The organism is Aminipila butyrica, from assembly GCF_010669305.1.
GTDB classification, from domain to species: domain Bacteria; phylum Bacillota; class Clostridia; order Peptostreptococcales; family Anaerovoracaceae; genus Aminipila; species Aminipila butyrica.
On record NZ_CP048649.1, the window covers coordinates 307,183 to 330,084 of the forward strand.

The window sequence follows — 22,902 nt, forward strand, 5'->3', positions numbered from 1 at the left end:
TCTGTTGGGGGAGGAAGAAATGTTAATCCAGCCCCTTATTTTAATTAGAAATGTGAAAGTCATATTTTTTACGGCGGGGTGATTTCCCCTTTCAGGGCTGCCATGGCGGCAGACACTGGAGAGGCTAAATAAATCTCCACCTTGGAGGTCCCCATACGCCCTAGGAAATTGCGGTTGTTGGTTGCAACCACTCGTTCGCCGTCGGAGAGAATACCTCCGGCCCGGCCGCAGCAGAGGCCGCAGCCGGGATGGGTGACGATGGCCCCCGCGGCAGTTAAGGTTTTAATGATGCCTGATTGTGCGGCTTCCGTGAAAATCTGGCGGCTGGCCGGGGTGACAATCAGCTTGACAAAAGGGGAAATGGTCTTGCCCTGAAGAACCTGAGCCGCAGCCTCTAAATCTTCGTAGCGGCCATTCGTACAGGAGCCGATAAAGACTTGATCAATCTTTGTTCCTGCCAGCTGGGATACGGGCTTAATCAAGTCCACTTGAGATGGACAGGCCATCACTGGTACGAAATCTTCTGCTTTATATGTTATGGTCTGGCAATAGGTGGCATCGGTATCCCCCTTTAAGGCGGTTTCCTGTTCCGTCAGCGAAATCTGGCAGTAATCTGCCGTCTTCTCATCCGGGGTAAAGAGAGCACATTTTGCGCCGGCTTCTACGGCCATGTTAGACATAGTCATACGGCTGGCTACGGTCATATTTTCAATCGTGCTTCCTGAAAATTCTAAAGCCTTATAGGTGGCTCCGTCAGCGCCTAAATCGCCGATTAGGGTTAGAATAATGTCTTTAGACGTTACCTGCGCTGGGAGCACTCCCTCTATTTTCACCTGGATGGTCTCTGGCACTTTTATCCACATGGAGCCGGTGCCCAAGATGCTGGCCATTTCGGTGTAGCCGATACCAGATGAGAAAGCGCCCACACAGCCGTAGGTGGTGGTATGGCTGTCTGTGCCGAAGACCACGTCGCCGGGCTTTACGTATCCGGCCTCGGTCATGAGCTGGTGGCAGATGCCGTCAGACCGATGCACATTTTTCATGCCGTACTTTGCTGCAAAAGCGTCGCCGATTTTAAAGTGCCGTACATCATCTTGCTGGCTGGCCGGTACCAAGTGATCATAAATCAGCACCACTTTATCTGGATTCCATATTTTGGGGAAACCCATCTCTTCAAATTTTTCAGCCACAAAAGGAATAAAGATATCGTGAATCATCACTCGGTCTACAGAAACGGTGACGATGTCTCCAGCTTTTGCAGCGGTGACTGAATGTATTCCGGTCTGCTCTTCATGGCGTTGGATATTACGGGTTACTAATTTTTCTATCAATGTCTGTCCCACTGTGCACCTCCTATTCCAGCGGCTCCAGGCCGTTCCGCTTGCGCATGGCCTGTACGAGGCCTCCAGCCTGAATGATATCCACTAGATTCTGAGGCAGAGAAGCGATTGGATACTCCTTCCCGTTGCACTTGATACAGTGGTTAACGCATACTTCTATCTCTTGGCCTTCCTCCACTTGCTCCGTGAGGTCTGGGGTTTCAATAAGTAGAAGGCCATTATTAATGGCGTTTCTGAAAAAAATCCGGGCAAAAGATTTGGCGATGACGCACCTCACCTGAAGTGCTTTTATAATTTCAGGAGCTTGCTCACGGGAAGAGCCGCAGCCGAAATTCTTTCCTGCCACAATCACATCTCCCGGCTGAATCTGTCCGGCCAGTTCCGGCCTCAGAGGGGAAAAGGCGTATTTCTTCATATCGCCGATGGTTTTTAGAGCCAGGTAATCGGTAGGAATAATTATATCGGTGTCGATATCATCCCCCAATACCCATACTTTACTTTTAAATGTTTCCATTGGATACTCCTCGCTTTGATACTTTTCCTCCTGAAGTTACAGTTGATCTTCGGTGGCAATAAAGCCCTTGATGGCTGAAGCCGTTACCGTAGCCGCTGAGGCGAGGTAAACCTTTGAGGAAGGATGGCCTGCCCGGCCTTTGAAGTTTCGGGTTCCGGTGCTGATGAGCACTTCATTTTCCCCGATAACTCCTTGACAGCTGCCCCAACAGACACTGCAATTTGCGTTCATGACGATGGCACCAGCTTCCATGAATGTTTCCATGAGGCCTTCCTCTAAAGCTTGCAAATACACGTCATTGCTGGCAGGAACGATAAGAAAGCGAACGGTGTCCGCCACTTGCCGACCTTTTAATAGACGGGCGGCTACCCGCAGCTCGTCTATACGGCCATTGTTACAGGAGCCTACAAAGGCTTCGTCAATTTTTGTACCGCAGGCTTGAGCAGCCGGAATGACGTCATCGACAAAATCTGGCCGGGCCACTACAGGCTGGATATCGTCTAAGTTAAAGGTATATTCGCAAATATAATGAGCATCTTCATCGCTGGTAAAGACTTGCTTCGGCTGGCGGCCGTGGTCTTTTAACCAGGAAAGCGCTATCTCGTCCGCCTCAAAAATGGCTGACTTTGCCCCAGCTTCCACGGCCAGATTACATAGCACCATGCGGTCATTGACACTGAGGGTTTTTGCCCCTTCACCAGAAAACTCCATGACCTGATAGTTGACTCCGTTGGCTCCAATTTGACCGATGATATGCAGCATCAGATCCCGGGGATAAACGCCTTTTCTCAGCTTGCCTGTCAGGTTAAATTTGACCGTTTCAGGTACCAGCAGCCAAGAAGTGCCGGTGACCATGCCATATAAGAAGTCCGTACAGCCTACACCGGTTCCAAAGGCCCCTAGTGCGCCGTAGGTGCAGGTATGGCTGTCTGCGCCAAAGATTAATTCCCCTGGGCGGACGTAGTGTTCCATCATAATCTGATGACAGACGCCTTTGCCTTCCCAGAAATCAATTTGATGTTCTCGGGCAAAGTCTCGCATCTTCTTGTGGGTGGCAGCTGTCTTGGGATTGTCAGCAGGCACGTTGTGGTCGACGATGAATACCAGTTTTTTGGAATCGGCTATGGCTGGATGGTCCAGCTGCTGGTGGTACATGTCGATGGTTAAATGGGTTGTTCCGTCATTGCTCATCATGCGATCGAGGGTGACGGTGTGGATGTCGCCGGGTTTTACGGATTCCACCCCGGCAGCGGCAGCAATAATTTTTTCTGCAATGGTCATGCCCATATTACTGTTCACCTCCCTTCGTTGACTTTTCAGCCTCATTTAAGGAGGCGATCAGGCCCCCTTTATCCAAGATGGCCTGCATGTAGGGCGGCAGCTTGGTGCAGGAATATTCCTGGCCACCAGCTTTTACCAAGCCCTCAGACAGAAACAGCTCCATCGTTTCTCCAGTGGAAACCTGTTCATATAAATCTTTGCATACGATGACCGGCAGGCCGATGTTAATAGCATTCCGATAAAAGATTCGAGCAAAGGACTGGGCTACCACCGCTTTAACCCCAAGGGCCTTGAGTACGCTGGGGGCCTGCTCCCTGGAAGAGCCGCAGCCAAAGTTGTCGCCCCCTACCACAAAGTCACCAGGCCGAACTTTCTTAGAAAAGTCGGCATCCAGTGATTCAAAGGTGTGGGCCTTCATTTCTTCAATAGTGGGCAAGAGCAAATATTGAGAAGCAATGATCTGGTCTGTGTCCAGGTCATGGTGAAATTTAAATATAGTACCCATCGGAACCTCCTTGCTAAATGGCAGCGGCAATCAGGTCACCGGCCTCTTTCGTGCCTATGGCTTTCTTGCCATCTGTATAGATATCCGGCGTTCGGTAACCTTCAGCCAAAATCTGTTTTACCGCAGCTTCGATAGCTTCCGCTTCTTCTGAAAGGCCGAAGGTGTAGCGGAGCATCATGGCACCGGATAAAATGGTAGCCATGGGATTGGCCTTGTTCTGTTTTGCAATATCTGGGGCAGAGCCGTGTACCGGCTCATACATACCGAAGTTGCCCTTTGCCAGACTAGCGGAAGGGAGCATGCCGATCGATCCGGTAATCATGCTGGCTTCGTCGGAGAGAATGTCACCAAAAATATTGCTGGTGACGATGACGTCAAACTGCTTTGGATAGCGCACCATCTGCATGGTGGCATTGTCGATGTACAAATTGTCTAAGGCTACTTCTGGATAGTCCTTAGCTACTTCGGCCACCACTCGCCGCCATAATCGGGAGCTTTCCAGCACGTTGGCTTTATCGACGCTGGTCACCTTCTTATTTCTCTTCATGGCCATGTCAAAGGCTACCACGGCAATGCGGCGTACCTCTTCCTCCGCATACTGTTCCACATCGTAGGCAGCAGGACCCAGATCGGTATCCTTAAACCCTTTTTCCCCAAAGTAAATGCCGCCGGTAAGTTCCCGGACTACCACCAAATCCAGACCGCCTTCTACGATTTCTGGTTTCAGGGGGCAGGCATCGGCTAATTCGTCGAAGAGCAGAGCTGGCCGTAGGTTGGCAAAGAGACCTAGCTCCTTGCGCAGACCCAATAACGCTCGCTCTGGCCGTTGATCACCAGGCAGGGTATCCCACTGCCAACCGCCGACGGCGCCTAAAAGGACCGCATCGCTGGCCTTGCAGATATCGATGGTCTCTTGGGGCAGGCAGGCGCCGGTAGCATCGATGGCGCAGCCTCCTGCTAACACTTCTGTATATTCAAAGGTGTGGCCGTACTTCTGGCTAACCTTCTCTAAAACCTTTACCGTTTCAGCCACTACTTCTGGGCCAATGCCGTCTCCAGGTATTAATGCGATTTTATAATTCATACTACTTCTCCTTATTAACATTCTGCCCAGCACGTCAGTGATGTAGACAGAATCTACACGATTAGCCTACTACTTATTTAACGGACGAATTTTGTTCTGACGGTTGATGGCGCATACCAAAGCATTGATAGATGCGGCAACGATGTCATCGTGGATGCCAATACCCCAGTAAAGCTTGCCGCTCTGATCGGTGATGGCGATATAGGCGCAAGCACGGGAATTAGAATCTGCATCCAAAGCATGTTCCGAATAAGTAACGAAGGTATAGTCGAAGGAATAGGGAGTCTTTTTTAAGGCGTTGCTCACCGCATCCAAGCGGCCATTACCAGCGGCAGACACATCGTAAGAGTGACCATCGATGGTCACATTAAGGTCTACGGTCATACCATCGTCGCTCTTATAGGTAGAAACCTTTTTGAAAGTAGCATCGTTGATGTCCACCGGAGTAAACACGTTGATGTATTCGTCTTTGAAAATTTCATAGATTTCTTCTGCTGACAGTTCCTTGTGGGCGTTGTCGGAAATATCCTTGACTAAGTAACCAACTTCTTCCCGCATTTGCTTTGGTATGGCATAACCGTAGGTCTGCTCCAGAATGTAGGCAATGCCTCCCTTACCGGATTGGCTATTGATTCGGATAACGTCAGCATCGTATTTTCGGCCCACATCGTGAGGGTCGATTGGCAGATAAGGCACCATCCATTCATCTAACTCGTGGGCTTCCAGGTAGGCCATGCCCTTGGCAATAGCGTCCTGATGGGAGCCGGAGAAAGCGGCAAACACCAGCTGTCCGCCGTACGGCTGCCGAGGGTGGACAGACAGGCCGGTAAATCGCTCGTAGGTCTCTACGATAGAAGGCATATCAGAAAAATCCAACTTCGGATCTACACCGTGAGCATACATATTCATGGCTACGGTAATAATATCTACATTGCCGGTTCGTTCGCCGTTGCCGAAGAGAGTCCCTTCTACCCGGTCACCGCCTGCCAGAATACCCAGTTCCGCGTCTGCTACAGCTGTACCCCGGTCGTTGTGAGGGTGCAGAGAGATGCGGATATTTTCTCTCTGATGCAGATGGTCGTTCATATATTCAATCTGGCTGGCGTAAACGTGGGGCATAGACATGGAGACTGTGGCAGGCAGATTGATGACGACCTTGTTGTCCGCAGTAGGCTGCCAGATGTCAATGACCTCGTTGCAGATGCGCAGGGCAAAATCCATCTCCGTACCGGTAAAGCTTTCTGGCGAATATTCGAAAGAAATATGACTTTCCGGCATCGTCTCCCGGTATTGCTTGAGCAGCTTGGCACCGCTGGTAGCAATTTCTACAATTTCGTCTTGAGACTTTTGGAAAACCTGTTCCCGTTGAGCTAGGGAAGTGGAGTTATATAGATGAACAATAGCCTTTTTCACGCCTTTTAGAGATTCAAATGTCTTTTTGATGATATGTTCTCTGGATTGGGTAAGTACTTGAATCGTCACATCGTCAGGAATCAGGTCATGCTCAATGAGTGTCCGTAAAAAAGTATATTCTGTTTTGGAAGCGGCAGGAAAGCCCACTTCAATTTCTTTGAATCCGAGGTTTAGGAGGAACTTGAAAAATTCAATTTTGTCTTCTAGGCTCATGGGAACGATCAGCGCCTGGTTGCCATCCCGAAGGTCTACACTGCACCAGTCAGGGGCAACTTCTACGTGATCCTTTTTTGTCCATTTCATTTCGTTGACAGGCGGCATAAAGTAGCCGACTTTGTACTTTTCATAATTTTTCATTTTAAATTCCTCCTCGTTTTGCCTCGTAAGCAAATTTTTCATTTCATTTAAATAAAGCACAGAAAGGCGCATCGTGAGATTCGCCGCTGAACACTTATTTATGTTTCTTCATGTTAATAGAAGTTTTGTGTTTTGTCAATAAGAAACAGTAAAAAAGTTTGTGAATTTAAACAAAAAGTGTTGACTTTTTTGGTGATATATATATAATAAGCAGTATATCGCCTTTATAATAATGAAAAGAAAAGTCACAGGCTGATGTTGTGATTTTAAACACCTAGCTGTGAAGACGCAGGACAGCGTGGCTCTGGAGTACACATTCCAATTCCAAAGGAAAGAACATGTGTAAATTTTTAGAAAGAAGGGAAGTAGACAACATGAAATTAACAGGATCTGAAATTGTGGCAGAAGTATTGCTAGAGCAGGAAGTCGATACCGTCTTCGGGTATCCCGGAGGCACCATCCTCAACATCTACGATACGCTCTACCATTATCAGGATAGGATCAAGCACATCCTTACTTCTCATGAACAGCATGCTGCACACGCAGCTGACGGTTACGCAAGAGCCACTGGAAAAACAGGAGTCGTTTTCGCAACGAGTGGCCCGGGTGCTACCAATTTGGTCACGGGCATCGCCACAGCCTTTATGGATAGTATACCGATGGTAGCCATCACTTGTAATGTACCGGATACTTTAATCGGAAGAGATGCGTTTCAAGAGATTTGCATTACCGGCATAACTATGCCGATTACAAAACATAATTATTTTGTCAACCGGATTGAGGATTTGGCGGATGCCATCCGCAACGCTTTTCGCATTGCGCAGAGCGGCAGAAAAGGGCCGGTATTGGTAGATATCACCAAAGATGTGACGGCAGCAATCATGGAACACGAAAAGAAAGAGCCGCTGACCGTAACACCAATGCCTAAGGCAGACATAGAAGATATTAAGAAAATTGCAGAGATGATTAACAAGGCAGAACGGCCAATCGCTTATTTTGGCGGTGGTGTGGCAGCTTCCTCGGCCTCTGAGGAACTGGCGGAACTGTTGCAGAAGGCGGATATGCCAGGCACTTACACCATGATGGCTGCTGGCGTATTGAGCTACGACGACAAGAAAAATCTGGGGCTTATCGGGATGCACGGAAGTGTTGCTTCCAACCGGGCTGTAGATAAAGCAGATTTTGTGCTGGCACTGGGTACTCGGTTCAGTGACCGAGTTGCCTTAAATGTAAGTAAATTTGCAAAGAATGCCACAATCGTACAGATTGATATCGACCGGAGCGAAATTAATAAAAATGTACAGGTGGATTTGAGCATTGTCAGCGACGTAAAGGATGCTTTGGAGAAATTGATTCCCTTGGTGGAAGAGGTGGACCGCAGCCAGTGGATTGACAAGATGCAGGAATGGAAGAAGGTTCGAGGAGACAAGAAAGAAGGGGAGGCCCCTCTTCGCCCGGTGGACATCGTTACTGCCGCTTGCGATTTGACGGATAAGGAGACCATTTACGTAACAGATGTAGGCCAGCACCAGATGTGGGCGGCTCAATACTTAAAGCATAAGAATACCAGGAGCTTTGTGACCAGCGGTGGGCTGGGAACCATGGGCTTTGGCTATGGTGCAGCGGTAGGCGCTCAAATCGGCTGCCCTCAGAAGAGAGTCATTCATTTTACAGGAGACGGCTCTTTCCACATGAATCTGACAGAGGCTTGTACAGCTATCAGCAATAACTTGCCAATCATTACCATTATCATGAACAACAGCGTGCTGGGCATGGTATATCAGTGGCAGACCACTTTCTATGGGAAGCGGTATTCTTCTACCACGCCTGAGAGAAAAACGGACTTTGTGAAGGTCATCGAAGGTTTTGGGGGAAAGGGCTATAGGGCCACTACACCGGAAGAGTTTGGCGCAGCTTTTAAGGAAGCACTCAAAGCTGATGGTCCTGTTTGGATTGATTGCGTGATTTCCAGAGAAGAGCGGGTACTGCCGATGATTCCAAATGGCGGCACGGTCAATGACATGATAGTAGGTTAGAAAGGGGAATAGGGTGATGACAGAAAAAAAAGAAGTAATCAGTATTTTTGTAGATAACCAGGCGAATGTTCTCAGCAGGGTAGTCAGCCTGTTTGGAAGACGCGGCTTTAACATCGACTCCCTGACCGTATCTGCCACCAACAATCCGGCCATCTCCAGAATTACTATCGCATTTACGGGCAATGACCAGGCCTTAAACCAGATTATTACCCAGACAGAAAAGCTAGAGGTGGTAAAAGAAATCTTTACGTTGGAAAAGGAAGACAGCGTGTACAGAGAATTACTGCTGATAAAGATTCGGTCCAACAAAAGCAACCGCACGGCCCTTCGGGAGGTGGTGGAGATTTTTAGAGGAAAGATTATTGATCTGTCCAAGGAAAGCGTAGTTGTGGAGATGACTGGTGCACCCGAGAAGATTGACGGCTTTATGAACATGGTCAGCTGCTATGAGATTATCGAAATGTGCCGCACTGGTGTAACCGGCATCAAGAGAGGCTTAGCCACTCCGGAATGCTGCCAGGAAGGTCATGAGATTTATTCTGGAGATTTATTCGATTGATAGGTTTATAACATATAGTCATATTTATTAGATAAGAATATAAAGGAGATAAGAAGAAAATGATTAAAAAGTACTACGATACGGATTGTAATTTGGGATTGTTAGACGGTAAAACTGTTGCAGTAATTGGATTTGGCAGTCAAGGTCACGCCCATGCAGAAAATCTGAAAGACAGCGGCGTAAACGTGGTAGTAGGCCTGAGAAAAGGATCTGCACACACAGCTAAAGCAGAGGCTGCTGGTCTAAAGGTCGTTGAAATTGAAGAAGCGGCAGAAGCTGGTGATGTAGTGATGATGTTGGTACCAGATGAACTGGCAGCCAGCATTTACAAGAATCAGGTTGCTAAACATATGAAAGAAGGCAATGCACTGGCATTTGCTCACGGTTTTAACATTCACTACAACCAAATTAAGCCCCAGGCAGATATCGATGTCATCATGATTGCGCCAAAGGGCCCAGGACATACAGTAAGAAGCCAGTATCAGGAAGGCAAAGGCGTTCCATCTCTTATCGCTATCCATCAGGATGCTACAGGAAAGGCTAAAGACATCGCTCTGGCTTACGCTTCCGGCATTGGTGCAGGCAGAGCAGGTATCCTGGAGACTACTTTTAAGGAAGAGACGGAAACCGACTTGTTTGGTGAACAGGCTGTCCTGTGCGGCGGTGTTACCGAGCTGATGAAGGCCGGTTTTGACACCTTGGTAGAAGCTGGATACCAGCCGGAAATGGCTTACTTTGAATGTATCCATGAGATGAAGCTGATTGTTGATCTGATTAACGACGGCGGCTTTGAGAAGATGAGATATTCCATCTCCAACACGGCAGAGTACGGCGATTACAGAACCGGCAGAAGAATGATTACAGAAGAGACTAGAAAAGAAATGAAAAAGGTTCTCTCTGAAATTCAGGATGGTACTTTTGCCAGCGAATTCATTCAGGAATTCAATGCAGGCGGTCAGGCTAAGTTCTTAGCTACCAGAAGAAAAGAAACAGAGCATCTGCTGGTTAAAGTAGGCAGCGAACTGAGAAAGATGATGAGCTGGCTGAAAAAATAGATAAGGAGAGTGCGTATGGCGCGAAGAAGTGCAAACGTGACTCAAGGTGTAGAAAAGGCTCCCATGAGAAGCCTTTTTTACGCTATGGGTTATACGAAAGAAGAATTGGATCGGCCCCTGATTGCTGTGGTTTCCGCCCACAGTGAGATTGTACCGGGCCACTATCACTTAGACAAGATTACGGAAGCGGTAAAAGCCGGCGTGCGTATGGCTGGGGGAACGCCAATCATGGTACCGGCTATCGGCGTTTGCGACGGCATCGCCATGGGCCATATCGGCATGAAGTACAGCCTAGCTAGCCGAGAGCTTATCGCTGACAGCGTGGAGACGATGACTCAAGCCCATGCCTTTGACGGACTGGTGCTGGTGCCAAACTGTGATAAGATTGTACCGGGCATGGTGATGGCGGCGGTCCGCATGAACGTACCAACTGTAGTCTGTTCCGGCGGTCCGATGATGGCCGGGCTGGTAGATGAAGAGGACATCAGTCTGTCCAAGATTTTTGAAGCGGTGGGCGCGAGAAAAGCAAACCTGATTGATGATCAGAAGTTGGAAGAGTTTGAACAGGGCTGCTGCCCAGGTTGCGGCTCCTGTGCAGGCATGTACACGGCAAACAGCATGAACTGCCTGTGCGAAGCTTTGGGTATCGCCTTGCCGGGCAATGGGACGATTCCTGCTGTCCACAATGGCCGAATTCGCTTGGCGAAGTATGCGGGGGCGGCCATCATGAACTTGGTGGAAAAAGACATTAAGGCTCGTGATATTATTAACGAACGGTCTGTCCGCAACGCGCTGCGCTGTGATATGGCTTTGGGCTGTTCCTCTAACAGCGTACTGCATTTGTTGGCCATAGCCAACGAGGCTGGTGTACCGCTGGACTTAAAGATGTTTAATGAAGAAAGTGAGCGGACTCCGAACCTGTGCCATTTGGCTCCGGCTGGGGAGACTCACATGCAGGACTTAAATATTGCTGGCGGTATCGCAGCTGTTCAGAGCGAACTGGCGAAGAAAGATATGCTGGATTTAGAGGTGATGACCGCTACTGGTAAGACCTTAGGAGAAAACCTGCAAGGGGTGAAGAACAAGAAGCCAGATACCATTCGGCCGATTGAAAATCCGTACAGTGAGACTGGTGGCATCGCTATCCTCTTTGGGAACGTGGCTCCAGAAGGTTGTGTGGTAAAGCGAAGTGCAGTAGCTCCGGAAATGCTGAAGCATAGCGGGCCGGCTAGGGTATTCAACTGCGAGGAGGAAGCTATTGCAGCTATTTATGATGGTAAGATTGTGGCTGGAGATGTCGTGGTTATCCGCTATGAAGGGCCGAAAGGCGGACCGGGTATGCGCGAGATGCTTAACCCGACTAGTGCGCTTGCCGGCATGAAGCTAGATAAGACGGTGGCGTTGATTACCGACGGGCGATTCAGCGGAGCCAGCCGAGGCGCATCCATCGGGCATGTATGTCCGGAGGCGGCCAATGGGGGGAATATTGGGCTTCTTCAGGAAGGCGACATCATTGAGATTAACATTCCGGAATATTCTATCCAGGTGCGGGTTTCAGATGCAGAATTTGAAAAACGCAGGAGCAGCTATGTGGCACCAGAGCCGAACATTAAGACCGGCTGGCTGGGACGTTACGGCAAGCTGGTGGATTCGGCAGCCAAGGGCGCCATCATGAAGCAGGATTTTTAAAAGGTAAAAGAGACGGGATTCAATTATAGGTATAAATTATACAAAAGCATGAAAACTTTCATGCTTTTGTGTTTTTTGCTCTTAAATAAGATTTAGTTAGATGGTTAAAGCGTAGCTGGCTTGCTTTTGATATTTTTATCAGATATGATTAAGTCATAAAGTGTGCAGATAAAGCTGTGAGAAAAGACGACTATAACTTTAAGTTATGAGTTGTCCTAGAGCCCAAGCTATAAGAGGAGAAGAACGCTTTGCTAAAATTTTATAGTAGACATTTTATGTCAGAAATTAGATTGCTTAATAAGATAAACATTATAATGTTGTGTACGTTGGCTGTCCTCACTACAATCAGTATATTTTCTGGATTTGGTCCATTCCAAACAACAATGTTTTTGCTAGTATGGTCATATGTTAATGCTGTTTTAACAATAATCTGTTTGGTAAAGTTTAAGGATGGAGAAAATGTTTAAAATGTGTCATAAAGCTGTAAAGATATTTATATTATTGTGTATTTTAGCATTATGTTTCGCCGGTTGTCAAAAACATGAAGAAACGGCTAAATCAAATGTACAAGAAGTTTTATCTGTATATAAAATAGAACTTCCACTGAAAGAAGAACTTGATTCGACTTGGGATGCTGAAATTCAAAAGCAGCTAGAAATAGAGTATGGGCTAAAGGAACTACAGAGAGAACAACAAAATAAGCGTGCAAGTTTTGAATTATACAAGATCAAATACCATGGAGAACAGGAATATCAAGGCGATGTTTATCCATATGTGATGACATCCGATATGATCATTTGGAAGTCGGATGATTTTTATGCAATTTGTAAAATAAAGTGCAATGATATAAAGGGAACGGAAGAGAAACCAGTTGTAAGTAATAATCAAGATAAATTAATGTGGAATGAGGATGTTAAATTATTAGACGTTATGCCTATTAATCAAGCTACATTATTTACAGTAGGGGGATACGCCACATTCCAGAATGATGAAGATGAAGTTGGTCCTTTTACATTAGTTGAGTCATTTTATTTTGCTTGCCCCTAACTAAGGGTCGTTAATAGAATTAAGACTATTTTATAATAGAGCATTGGAATTTTGAGTTAATATTTTAACCTCTTTATTTACATCGTCCCATTCAACAGTGTAAAGTAAAGCTTCAGATATAAATCTGACTGGAATCATTGTTCTGTTATTTTCAATAACAGGATTCACTTACATATCGATGGGAAAGTCATCGTTTGTAAAATTGATAAAAGTTCCATCTACACTAACTTTTATATCTGCCGATGTTTGTGAAAAACCAGTACCTGTGGTAATTGCAGCAAAAGCTATAATTATAGTGATTATCAACCAAATTTTTTTCATCTTTTTGACTCCTCTATTTTTGATATTACCATAAATACATAAAAACGTATGATTATTTGTGTAAAAAAACTGTAGCAAAGAGTGATCTCCTTGACTACAGTCTGATGCTAGGTTATTTTAACCTAGTATATTGTATGTCTTTTAGGCTACTTTGCAAGGGGCTTGTGGCGGCACTTTTGGGAAACAACCTGTGTCGCTTGGGAAAGGGCACTTAGCAGGTCGGCCTCGTATTGCATGGAAAGAGCGTTGAGCTTTGAATACATTTCGCCCTCGGGAGTAACCACATATTTGGAGGGCAGAAGATTTAAAGCATAAGACGCAATATCCCGTCTGCATTCATCGCATGTGCAGCATCCAAGCTTATCAACTGTTTCATCCAGTTTTTGAAGCACGATAGATTCCATAATATTTTTTAAAATCACTTTCATTGAATATCTCCACTTTAGATTAAATATAGCTGGTATTCGGAAGCAGCTGAAGCTGCAACTCAAATATCCGTGCACTCAGTACAGCTGGATTGGCGGCATTCAGATTGGCCATGTAGCTCTGAGGAGCGTGTGCCCCGATTGTATTTGTACTAGGGGTTCGCAGGTTCTCCTGTAGAAACAGAAGGGAGGACTTTGCTTTATAAAAATCTTCAACCGTTGGGGCTAAAGTTATAAGCTTTTCTAGCAAGAGACGGGTGGCAGCCAGTTCGGAAGCAGGCAGTTGATTCGGTTCTGGCAAGTCGTAGCTGACTCCGTATCGGCTGTATCCCCATTTTGCCAAGGGAACCTCTGTGACAATATCTGCTGGATTTACATCATTAAAGATATTCAGATAGGGGTTCTCGTTTATTTTTGCTACGTTAGGGGTAGCAAACGTGTAGGCGTAGATGTTGGATGCATCAGCCCAGCGCTCTGTTCCGGACAAGTCTGCCGCCAACAGATTGGCGATGGCAGCTCCCCGGCTATGGCCGGTGATAAGGAATTTGGTGCGGGTTCGGTCAAGGGCGAGGTCATCCATGTATTGATTTAGAGAGCTAGACAAAACATCGGTTGCGTTTTTAAAGCCTTCGTGAACCAAGGGGCTGTTGCCAGAATTATTGATGTTAAAATTACTCAACCACTCCGCTTCTCCGCTGGTACCCCGGATGACTACGGCGACTAAAGTATAATCCTTGGACCCGATGGAGATTGGCTGGTGGGCAAAGGTATAGGCTGCGGTATCGTTCCCCGAGAGGCCAGACTTTTTATAAGAGTTGGTACTGTAGGCGGTATCGGGAATGAAGCCGTAGGAGATCAGAGTACGAAGCATATTTTCGTTGGTATCTCCATAGGCTGCCGCACTTAGATTTAAGGAAAATTTGGCTAGATCCAGGTTGAATTCTTGGGACGGCTGGGTAAAGAGTTCTGTTTCCCAGCTACGCCCAGAAGCTGATGTGGCTGAAGCCATCGCCTCTGCTGTACCAGTGGTTGATGTGACCAACAAAACGACGGCAATAATAAAAAATAAAGAATTAATTGGTTTCATGCTCTTCTCCTTCTAACTGCATGACCGCCTGAACTTGAACAAAATGCTTAGCTGTACGAGGACTGCGTCCGCCGTTGCGGATTGCAAAGGCCTCCGCCCGAACACAAAGCTCTGATTCTGAAAGCGCCAGACTATATTCTTGAGCTAAGTGCTTCACAATATCCAGATAATGATCTTTATCCGGTGCTTGGAAGGTAACCGTCAACCCAAAGCGGGCCGATAAGCTAAGGGTTTCCTGCATGGTATCGCTTCGGTGCAAATCGTCGCCTTCTCGGTCTGACATGTTTTCCTTGACTAGGTGCCGGCGATTGCTGGTAGCGTAAATCGCCACATTCTTGCTTCGGGAAGCGACACTGCCCTCCAACACTGCTTTTAAGGCAGAAAAGCTGTCATCATTGCCGTTAAAACTTAAATCGTCAATAAACAATATGAACTTCAGAGGATTGACAGACAGTACTTCCAGCAGGCTGGGCAGTTCCAGCAGCTGTTCTTTCTTAATTTCAATGAGACGCAGGCCGCGGTCTTTATATTCGTTCAAAATAGCCTTCACCGTGGAACTTTTGCCCGTTCCAGCATCTCCGTACAGAAGCACGTTGCTGGCACCTGCGCCTTCTAACAGGGATAAGGTGTTTTGCAGGATTAAGCTTCGTTCTCGTTCATAGCCTGGAAGCTGAGAAAGACGCTGGGGATCGGGGTGAGCAATTGGGGTTACTCCGTCGGCGGTAAGCGCAAAAGCGTAATGCCGGGCATAAATACCGTAGCCGCTAATTGGCAGATTAGCCAGCCGTTTCATATATAAGTCCGTCAGGTCCAGGGGTTCATTGGTCCACATGGGCAAGAATCCCTTATAGTTAATGATGTCACGTGCATCCTCAGGTGTCAAAGCCGCCAGTCGGTTTAGAACATCCAGCTCATTTTTCAGGCTGGCTTCCACCACCGGATGAAAGGTTTTGCCTGCCCCTTTGCCGATAATGTAAAAATTCTCGTGGCTAAAGACCAATTCTGCGATGTAGTGAGATAAGGACTCGGTCTTTTTAAACAGCGTTGCGACAAAGCTGCCGTAAATGCCTATAATACAATCTTTGGATTCTAAGGAATAGGTGGAGGTGGCTAGCTGTTGAAAGTTTTGAATCAGCTCATCCTCCAGAAGACTGTGAAATATAGCCATAGTATTCAATTCGGTGGATAAATCGTGCAGTTTATTCATAAAAATACTCCTTCTGTCTATAGGTATGTGATATTGATAAACTGGTGAAAAAATGATATTATTAACTATTAAGTATATCACAGATATTAGATAATTTTAAGACGTATCGGTAAAAAATCCGGGAGGGAAAAGCCTATGCTTACGTTAGATAAAATATATCATGCCGCTTATGTTCTGCGGGAGACCGCCAGGAAGACGGATTTGATTTTAGCCCAAGGGCTCAGTGAGGACAACACCATCTATTTGAAGACGGAGAACTTGCAAGTTACGGGAAGTTTTAAGCTCAGAGGAGCCTATTACAAGATTAGTCAGCTCAGTGAAGAAGATAAAAAGCGAGGCATCATCGCCTGTAGTGCGGGCAATCACGCCCAGGGCGTAGCCCTGGCCTCTCAGAAAAACAATATTCCGTGTATGATTTGTATGCCGGACGGAGCCCCTTTGAGTAAAGTAGAGGCTACCAGAAGGTATGGTGCAGAGGTTTGTCTGGTTAAGGATACGTATGACGATGCCTATGCCCGGGCTTTAGAGATTCAGCAGGAAGAGGGGCGGACCATGATTCATCCCTTTGATGACGATGATGTAATCGCTGGACAAGGCACCATTGGCCTGGAAATTTTAGATCAGCTTGCCGACGCCGATGCTGTTATCGTTCCCGTAGGCGGCGGAGGGCTGATCAGCGGGGTCGCCTTTGCCATTAAAAGCCTCAATCCTTCTTGCAAGGTCTATGGCGTGCAGGCGGCTGGTGCGCCAAGCATGTATCGGTCTGTGAAAGAAGGCAGCATGATTACGCTGGATTCTGTCAATACCTTTGCAGATGGTATCGCAGTCAAGCACCCGGGAGATATCACCTATGAGATGATTTCCAAATATGTCGATGACATGGCTGTGGTTTCGGAGGATGAGATTGCAGCGGCTATTTTGGCTTTGATGGAAAAGCAAAAACTTATTTCTGAAGGCGCAGGAGCGGTTTCGGTAGCTGCGGCCATGTTTAATAAATTTGACTTACATGGAAAAAAGGTTGTATGCCTGGTGAGCGGGGGAAATATCGATGTAAGCTTTTTAAATAGAGTGGTTACAAGAGGTTTAATCATGAGCGGCCGAAGAACCACCATCACCATAGAGCTGGCAGACCGCCCGGGACAACTTCTCAGCGTCAGTGAGATTATAAGTCAGTGTGGAGGAAACGTTGTGGCGGTATATCATGACAGGAGTGACCCCAATATGGCAATTATCAGCTGCTTCCTGAGGGTAGTCATAGAAACCAGAGACAGGCAGCAGGCAAGTCAGATTAAACAGGAGTTAGTGAAGGCTGGCATGCAGCTTGTGGGCGAGAAGTTGTAAACCAAATAGAATGCAGAAGTATGGTTTCGTTTGGTAGCACCGTCGGAAAATGTTGAAATTAAAAAGATATTGACACCGCCAGAGAGCTGTGATATTCTGAAGACAAAATTACAATAGAATATTTTACCACAGATGAGTGCTCGCATAAAGTATGTATGCGAGAGAATAGGGAAGAGGGTGAAAATCCCCCGCGGAGCCGCCGCCGTAAGCGTGGAGCTGCTTTATATTTACCACTGGATTTTCCGGGAAGGTTTAGAGCAGCAGAGATACGTAAGCCGGAAGACCTGCTCAGACTGAATACATCAGATTTCGTCGGATTTTTACGAAGATGTGAGACAGGATAGGCTGTCATATAAATTTTGTTGCAAAACGGGCATCAACCGTATTTTTGGTTGATGCCCGTTTTTTGTTTTTGTCATATTGAAAAGGGAGGAAAAAAATATGCAATTCAATGAGAGAATCAAAAATTATTGGGAAGGCGAAGCCGAAGGGTACAACGAAGGAATTGAAAGGGAACTAAAAGATTTTCACCGCAAAGCATGGCGGGAATTAGTACTGGAATACGCTCCGACAAAGGAAAAGTTAGATATTTTGGATATCGGTACAGGCCCAGGCTTTTTTCCTACTATTCTGGCGGATGAAGACCATAAAGTGACGGGGATTGATTTGACAGAAAACATGATTCATTTTGCTAAAAAGAATTTGCAAGCTGAAGGCAAAGAGGCAGAGCTTCTTTCCATGGATTGTCATCATCTAACGTTTGAAGATTGCTCCTTTGATCTGATTATTTGCCGGAACTTGACGTGGACTCTGGATGACCCTTCTCGTGCATATGAGGAGTGGATGCGGGTGCTGCGGCCCGGTGGAAGGCTTTTAGTGTTTGATGCCTGCTGGTATCTGCATTTGTTTGATGAAGAAAAAAAGAAAGCTTATCAAATCAGAGAGCAAGAAATCAAACAAAAGTATGGGCGTAAATTCCATGAGCACAAAGACCAGAAGGAAGGGGATGAAATCAGCAAAAAACTATTTATGAGCGACAAACTCCGGCCTCAATGGGATTTGGATAAGATGTTAGCCATGGGATTTTCAAAAGTATTTGCAGATTCCACGATTAATCAGAGAACCTGCGATGAAATGGAGATGGAATTGAACTCGCTGACACCGGCCTTTCTCGTTGGAGGTGAAAAATAAAAGTTATGGGAATGTATTTGCGCCTGGCATCTTTTCTTAAAACGACACCGAAAGAAGCACTGATAAAGGTATGGATTGGCTTATCCATTGTGGCCACCGGTTTTTTACAAGCCTTTATGATTGCTGGTGCAATCACGGCTATCTTTGAAAGGAAAAGCTATCTTGAGATTATTCCCTATATTGTCGGGGCACTGCTGGCTATAATGGCTAAAGCGTTTTTGATGCGGTACCAAGAGGGGTTTGTAAAAAAAATGGGGGCCAAAGTAAAGGGGAATATTCGCCAGACGTTGATTGAAAAGCTGCTTTGCCTTGGCCCAGCGTATCAAGATGGACGGCGAAGCGGCAATCTTCAGTCCCTTGTTACCGATGGAGTGGAATCCTTTGAAGTTTTTCTTGTCCAGTACATTCCGCAAGTATTTGTGGTGATGATTTCGGTAAGTGCTGCTATCCTTTACATTTTTACGGTTGATTCGGTTGTAAGTATATTGATTTTTTTAGCAGCTATACTGGCTGTAATCATTCCCCACTTGTTTATGCCAGCGATTTCAAAACTAATGATTGAATACTGGCAGTCCTATGCCCACTTAAATGCACAATATATTGATACCATGCAGGGCATGAGTACCTTAAAGGCTTTTCAGGCCAGCAAACGAACCGAAAAGGCTTTAGAAAAGGATGCCAAAAGTTTTGCCAAAACCTCTATTGACAACACTGGCATGTCTTTACTGGACTCAGCTATCATTATTTTTCTTTGTGCCGTCGGGACTTCTTTGGCCGTAGGAATTGCCGCTTGGCATGCCAGCCAGGGTCTGATTTCCCCGGCAGGGCTGCTGGCCATTCTATTCTTGGCGGGAGAGAGTATGAAACCGCTGTATGAACTGAATGTATATTGGCATGGCAGTTACCTGGGATTTTCGGTCGCAGAGGAGTTTTATGAAGTGTTGGATACCCCTGTAACGTTGAATATTTTAGAAGAGGCGAAAGCAAACCATACGATGAAGAACCCACCAGAAATTGAGCTGACAGAGGTGTCTTTCCGTTATCGTCAGGAAGCTAAGAAAGCGCTGGATACCGTGACCATAAAAATTGAAGGTGGACAGAAAGTGGCGGTGGTGGGAAAGTCTGGTTCGGGAAAGTCTACATTAGTTAATCTGCTTCTGCGGTTTTATGATCCCCAGGCGGGGCAAATTCGTATTGGTGGTCATGAGCTTTCTGCGTATACATTAGACTATCTTCGCAACCAAATTGCCGTGGTTTTTCAGGATACCTATCTGTTTTACGGCACGGTGCAGGAAAATTTGATGATGGCAAAGCCGAATGCCACCTTGGAAGAATGCATAGAAGCAGCAAAAGGGGCCAATGCCCACGAGTTTATTATGGCTCTTCCTCAAGGGTACCAGACTATGGTAGGAGAGCGGGGCGCTACTTTATCCGGAGGGCAGAGACAACGGCTTTCTATTGCACGAACCATCTTAAAGGGGGCACCGATTTTAATTTTAGATGAGGCGACCTCCAGTGTAGACATTTCGGGAGAAAGCCAGATCCAAGAAGCACTAGAACGTCTGATGAAGAACCGGACAACCTTAATCATTGCTCATCGTCTATCTACGATACAGACGGCTGACCTTATTTATGTTTTAAATAAAGGCAGGCTGTGGGAGGCGGGGACCCATGAAGAATTAATCAAAAAAAAGAATGGTGTGTATAAGCAGCTGGTTCAGGCGCAGGAGAAAGCGAGGTATGAGATTTGAATAAAAAAGAACATTATCGTTTTAAGTCTCTGTTGCAGCTGATGGGCAATTTGCGCCAGCATTATGTGGGTATGGTTTGTGCGGTAGTATGCGGCATTTTTAATCACCTGTTTACGATTGCGGTATCGGCACTTTGTGCATACATGGTGAGTCTGGCCTTAGAACAACATTTAATGCAAAGCTGGAAACCATTGTTTCTCTCGCTGGGAGTCCTTATTCTGCTGCGGGTAATTTCATATTTTGCAGAAATGTGGTTTGCTCATGATGTGGCATTTAAAGTGCTGGCAGATTTGCGCATTTTATTGTTGGAGGCAGTCGAGCGGGTTTCACCGGCTATTCTTCTCAACAGGCGTTCCGGCCAGCTCGCTTCTACTTTAATGAGTGATGTGGAACTGCTGGAATGGTTTTTCGCCCATTCTTTTGGCAGTGTTTTTGTTGCAGGTTCAGTTTCTGTAACCTTGCTTATCTTTTTAGGGTGGCTTCACCCGATTTTGCCGATTATTATGTTAGCCTTTTTGGCTGTACTTGTTATCATTCCCTTCCTCATGAAGAAAAAAGCGGATGAGCAAGGGGCTAATGTCCGCAAGGAATTGGGAGATGCCAATTCTGTAACCGTTGAAGGCTTGCAGGGCATGAAAGAAATCCTCATGCTCAATAATGTGGAAGCCTATCAAGATAAAAACCGCAGGTACATGGAAAAGATGTATGTCAGCCAATATCATTATGGCAGAAGATTAGGCACGGAGGGGGCTCTGCTGCAATTGACGGTTGGCCTGAGCTCTTTATGTATGTTGGGTGTGACAGCAGTTCTGGTTTTTAAAGGGCAGCTGGCATTTACTTATTATCCGGTAGTCATGATGGTAGCTGGTCTGGCCTTTAATCCAGTTTTGGAACTCTGCAATACTGCCCGCAATTTCGGCTTAATCTTTGCTGCTGCCAGCAGAGTTTTTCAGGTAATCGATGCAAAACCGCTGGTTGAAGACAAGGGAACGCCTGTGGATACCAGCAAATTGGAATCAAGCGTTACTTTTGAACAGGTTTCTTTTCGCTACAGAGAAGAGTTAGAGCCTGCGGTGAAGGACATTTCCTTTACCGTAAAGCCGGGACAAAGGGTGGCCCTAGTGGGTCATTCCGGCTCTGGCAAATCTACCTGTGTCAGCCTGTTGCTCCGGTATTGGGATCCAGAGAGCGGTGCCATTCGAATTGGCCAACGGGATATACGGCAAATGACCATGGACAATCTGAGAGAATTGATTTCGGTTGTGTTGCAGGATGTGTATCTGTTTAATGTTTCTATAAAGGAAAACATCCGGCTGGGAAGAGTTGACGCCACCGATGAAGAGGTAGAAAAAGCAGCCAAAACGGCGATGGCGCATGAATTTATTGTAGAGCTGCCAGAGGGATATGATACGGTGGCAGGGGAAAGAGGCTTATCCCTTTCGGGAGGGCAAAGGCAAAGAATTGCCATTGCCAGAGCCATCTTAAAGGGATCGCCTATTTTAGTATTGGATGAGGCGGTATCCAGTCTGGATTCAGAAAATGAAGCGGAGATACAAAGAACCATAGAACGTGCCTATAGTGGTTTCACGACCTTGATTGTGGCACACCGCATCTCCACGATTATGTCTGCAGATTTGCTGGTTGTGTTGGACAAAGGCTGCATAGCAGGAATTGGTACACATGAGGAACTGTTTAATACCAATAAAATTTATCGTGAACTGGTGCTGCCGCAAATTTGCGTGAAAGGTACGGAAGGATGAAAAGGTTTATTATAAAAAGATTAATCCTGTTGGTTCCCATGTTGTTGGTCGTTACTATGGCGACCTTTGCGCTCAGTACCATGTCAGCAGGGGATCCGGCCGCTATTATAGCTCGGGCAGAAACCGGAACCAATTCACAGAAGGCAGTAGAGCTGGTCAGGGAGGAATTAAACTTAAATCGTTCCTACCCACAGCAATATGTACACTGGCTGGAAAAAGTGGTGCGGCTGGATATGGGCACCTCGTATCAGACAAAGAAGCCTGTTTCAGAGGAACTAATGCAGCGATTTCCAGCCACCTTGCTGCTGACGGTGTGTGCAACCGGGATTATGTTTACGCTTTCCCTGATTTTAGGGATCTTGTCTGCATTGCATCCCAATTCACTCGTCGATCGAATTGCAAAAATCTTATCCTTTATTACGGTATCCGTGCCCCCTTTTTTGTTTGGCTTGCTGCTGCTTTATCTTTTCGGTGTTCAGTGGAAGCTTGTTTCCGTGGTGGGCAGTGCTGGGGCGGGAGCAGTGTGGCTGCCAGCTATAACCTTGGGCGTCAGTCATTGCGGACCCTTTATCATGCTGATAAAAAGCAATATGCTTCGCGTGCTCGGAATGGGATATATTAAAGCCGCCCGGGCTCGAGGTATTAAGGAAAGGTCGGTTGTCCTCCATCATGCCCTGCGCAATGCTATTTTGCCAGCGCTGACAAAGCTGGGGGTGACTTTTGGCAGTATGTTGGGCGGATCAGCCGTCGTGGAATCTATTTTTTCCTGGCCGGGGCTTGGACAGATGGCGTTAGATGCAATTTATAATAAGGATATTCCTGTTTTACAGGGGTTTATGCTGGTTGTGGCTACTATGATTGTACTGATTAATCTACTGGTTGACATCGTTTATAAATCGCTCGACACGAAAATAAGTATCGCTTAGAAGAGCAGAAAGG

21 protein-coding genes and 1 riboswitch are annotated in these 22,902 nt (G+C 46.4%); of the genes, 10 read left to right on the forward strand and 11 right to left on the reverse strand.

The window, feature by feature from the left end; all coding sequences use genetic code 11:
* Nucleotides 1–68: 68 nt before the first annotated feature.
* From Ami103574_RS01440 to Ami103574_RS01465, 6 genes are all read right to left on the reverse strand, one after another.
* Nucleotides 69–1,343, reverse strand: a complete 1,275-nt coding sequence (locus tag Ami103574_RS01440; protein WP_163064973.1) for a 3-isopropylmalate dehydratase large subunit — start codon at nt 1,341–1,343, stop codon at nt 69–71.
* Between the two features lie 10 nt (nt 1,344–1,353).
* The gene (locus Ami103574_RS01445; RefSeq protein ID WP_163064974.1) at nt 1,354–1,854 is read right to left on the reverse strand and encodes a LeuD/DmdB family oxidoreductase small subunit; all 501 of its coding nucleotides are present in this window, start codon (nt 1,852–1,854) and stop codon (nt 1,354–1,356) included.
* A gap of 36 nt (nt 1,855–1,890) precedes the next feature.
* Nucleotides 1,891–3,141 carry a 3-isopropylmalate dehydratase large subunit gene (locus Ami103574_RS01450; protein WP_163064975.1) on the reverse strand — a complete coding sequence of 417 codons (1,251 nt, stop codon included), beginning with the start codon at nt 3,139–3,141 and terminating at the stop codon, nt 1,891–1,893.
* Nucleotide 3,142: 1 nt separating this feature from the next.
* Nucleotides 3,143–3,640 (reverse strand): LeuD/DmdB family oxidoreductase small subunit, encoded by a 498-nt coding sequence (locus Ami103574_RS01455; RefSeq protein WP_163064976.1) that lies wholly within the window; start codon nt 3,638–3,640, stop codon nt 3,143–3,145.
* A gap of 13 nt (nt 3,641–3,653) precedes the next feature.
* Nucleotides 3,654–4,724, reverse strand: coding sequence for a 3-isopropylmalate dehydrogenase (leuB, locus tag Ami103574_RS01460; RefSeq protein WP_163064977.1), 1,071 nt, complete (start codon nt 4,722–4,724; stop codon nt 3,654–3,656).
* Nucleotides 4,725–4,793: 69 nt separating this feature from the next.
* Nucleotides 4,794–6,494 (reverse strand): 2-isopropylmalate synthase, encoded by a 1,701-nt coding sequence (locus Ami103574_RS01465; RefSeq protein WP_163064978.1) that lies wholly within the window; start codon nt 6,492–6,494, stop codon nt 4,794–4,796.
* 374 nt (nt 6,495–6,868) lie between these two features.
* On the opposite strand from Ami103574_RS01465, the gene ilvB reads away from it, so the two are divergent.
* The 5 genes from ilvB (at nt 6,869) to Ami103574_RS01490 (ending at nt 12,880) form a co-directional block, all read left to right on the forward strand.
* Nucleotides 6,869–8,530: a biosynthetic-type acetolactate synthase large subunit gene (gene ilvB / locus Ami103574_RS01470; RefSeq protein ID WP_163064979.1), complete on the forward strand. Its 1,662-nt coding sequence runs from the start codon at nt 6,869–6,871 to the stop codon at nt 8,528–8,530.
* Between the two features lie 16 nt (nt 8,531–8,546).
* Nucleotides 8,547–9,089, forward strand: a complete 543-nt coding sequence (gene ilvN / locus Ami103574_RS01475) for an acetolactate synthase small subunit (RefSeq protein ID WP_163064980.1) — start codon at nt 8,547–8,549, stop codon at nt 9,087–9,089.
* 59 nt (nt 9,090–9,148) lie between these two features.
* The gene (gene ilvC / locus Ami103574_RS01480; protein WP_163064981.1) at nt 9,149–10,144 is read left to right on the forward strand and encodes a ketol-acid reductoisomerase; all 996 of its coding nucleotides are present in this window, start codon (nt 9,149–9,151) and stop codon (nt 10,142–10,144) included.
* A 15-nt stretch (nt 10,145–10,159) separates the two neighbouring features.
* Nucleotides 10,160–11,833, forward strand: a complete 1,674-nt coding sequence (gene ilvD, locus Ami103574_RS01485; protein WP_163064982.1) for a dihydroxy-acid dehydratase — start codon at nt 10,160–10,162, stop codon at nt 11,831–11,833.
* A gap of 459 nt (nt 11,834–12,292) precedes the next feature.
* A complete protein-coding gene (locus Ami103574_RS01490) occupies nt 12,293–12,880 on the forward strand; it encodes a hypothetical protein (RefSeq protein ID WP_163064983.1) in 588 nt (195 codons plus the stop codon).
* Nucleotides 12,881–12,910: 30 nt separating this feature from the next.
* Here Ami103574_RS01490 and Ami103574_RS16140 read toward each other — a convergent pair whose 3' ends face one another.
* From Ami103574_RS16140 to Ami103574_RS01515, 5 genes are all read right to left on the reverse strand, one after another.
* Nucleotides 12,911–13,048, reverse strand: coding sequence for a stalk domain-containing protein (locus Ami103574_RS16140; RefSeq protein WP_163064984.1), 138 nt, complete (start codon nt 13,046–13,048; stop codon nt 12,911–12,913).
* Nucleotides 13,049–13,201: a hypothetical protein gene (locus tag Ami103574_RS01500; protein ID WP_163064985.1), complete on the reverse strand. Its 153-nt coding sequence runs from the start codon at nt 13,199–13,201 to the stop codon at nt 13,049–13,051.
* 146 nt (nt 13,202–13,347) lie between these two features.
* Nucleotides 13,348–13,629, reverse strand: a complete 282-nt coding sequence (locus Ami103574_RS01505) for a late competence development ComFB family protein (RefSeq protein ID WP_163064986.1) — start codon at nt 13,627–13,629, stop codon at nt 13,348–13,350.
* 19 nt (nt 13,630–13,648) lie between these two features.
* A complete protein-coding gene (locus tag Ami103574_RS01510; RefSeq protein ID WP_163064987.1) occupies nt 13,649–14,713 on the reverse strand; it encodes a lipase family protein in 1,065 nt (354 codons plus the stop codon).
* A complete protein-coding gene (locus Ami103574_RS01515) occupies nt 14,700–15,920 on the reverse strand; it encodes an ATP-binding protein (RefSeq protein WP_163064988.1) in 1,221 nt (406 codons plus the stop codon). Before Ami103574_RS01515 ends, Ami103574_RS01510 begins: the two co-directional genes overlap by 14 nt.
* 135 nt (nt 15,921–16,055) lie before the next feature.
* Between Ami103574_RS01515 and ilvA the strand changes: the two genes are divergently transcribed.
* From ilvA to Ami103574_RS01540, 5 genes are all read left to right on the forward strand, one after another.
* Nucleotides 16,056–17,261 (forward strand): threonine ammonia-lyase, encoded by a 1,206-nt coding sequence (gene ilvA, locus Ami103574_RS01520; protein WP_163064989.1) that lies wholly within the window; start codon nt 16,056–16,058, stop codon nt 17,259–17,261.
* A 117-nt stretch (nt 17,262–17,378) separates the two neighbouring features.
* A riboswitch (cobalamin riboswitch) is annotated at nt 17,379–17,567 on the forward strand.
* A gap of 135 nt (nt 17,568–17,702) precedes the next feature.
* The gene (locus Ami103574_RS01525; RefSeq protein WP_163064990.1) at nt 17,703–18,452 is read left to right on the forward strand and encodes a class I SAM-dependent methyltransferase; all 750 of its coding nucleotides are present in this window, start codon (nt 17,703–17,705) and stop codon (nt 18,450–18,452) included.
* 5 nt (nt 18,453–18,457) lie between these two features.
* On the forward strand, nt 18,458–20,203 hold the full coding sequence (locus Ami103574_RS01530; RefSeq protein WP_163064991.1) for an ABC transporter ATP-binding protein: 1,746 nt from the start codon (nt 18,458–18,460) through the stop codon (nt 20,201–20,203).
* Entirely contained in the window at nt 20,200–21,963 is a 1,764-nt protein-coding gene (locus Ami103574_RS01535) for an ABC transporter ATP-binding protein (protein ID WP_246213180.1), read from the forward strand. Before Ami103574_RS01530 ends, Ami103574_RS01535 begins: the two co-directional genes overlap by 4 nt.
* The gene (locus Ami103574_RS01540) at nt 21,960–22,889 is read left to right on the forward strand and encodes an ABC transporter permease (protein ID WP_163064992.1); all 930 of its coding nucleotides are present in this window, start codon (nt 21,960–21,962) and stop codon (nt 22,887–22,889) included. Before Ami103574_RS01535 ends, Ami103574_RS01540 begins: the two co-directional genes overlap by 4 nt.
* Nucleotides 22,890–22,902 lie beyond the last annotated feature (13 nt).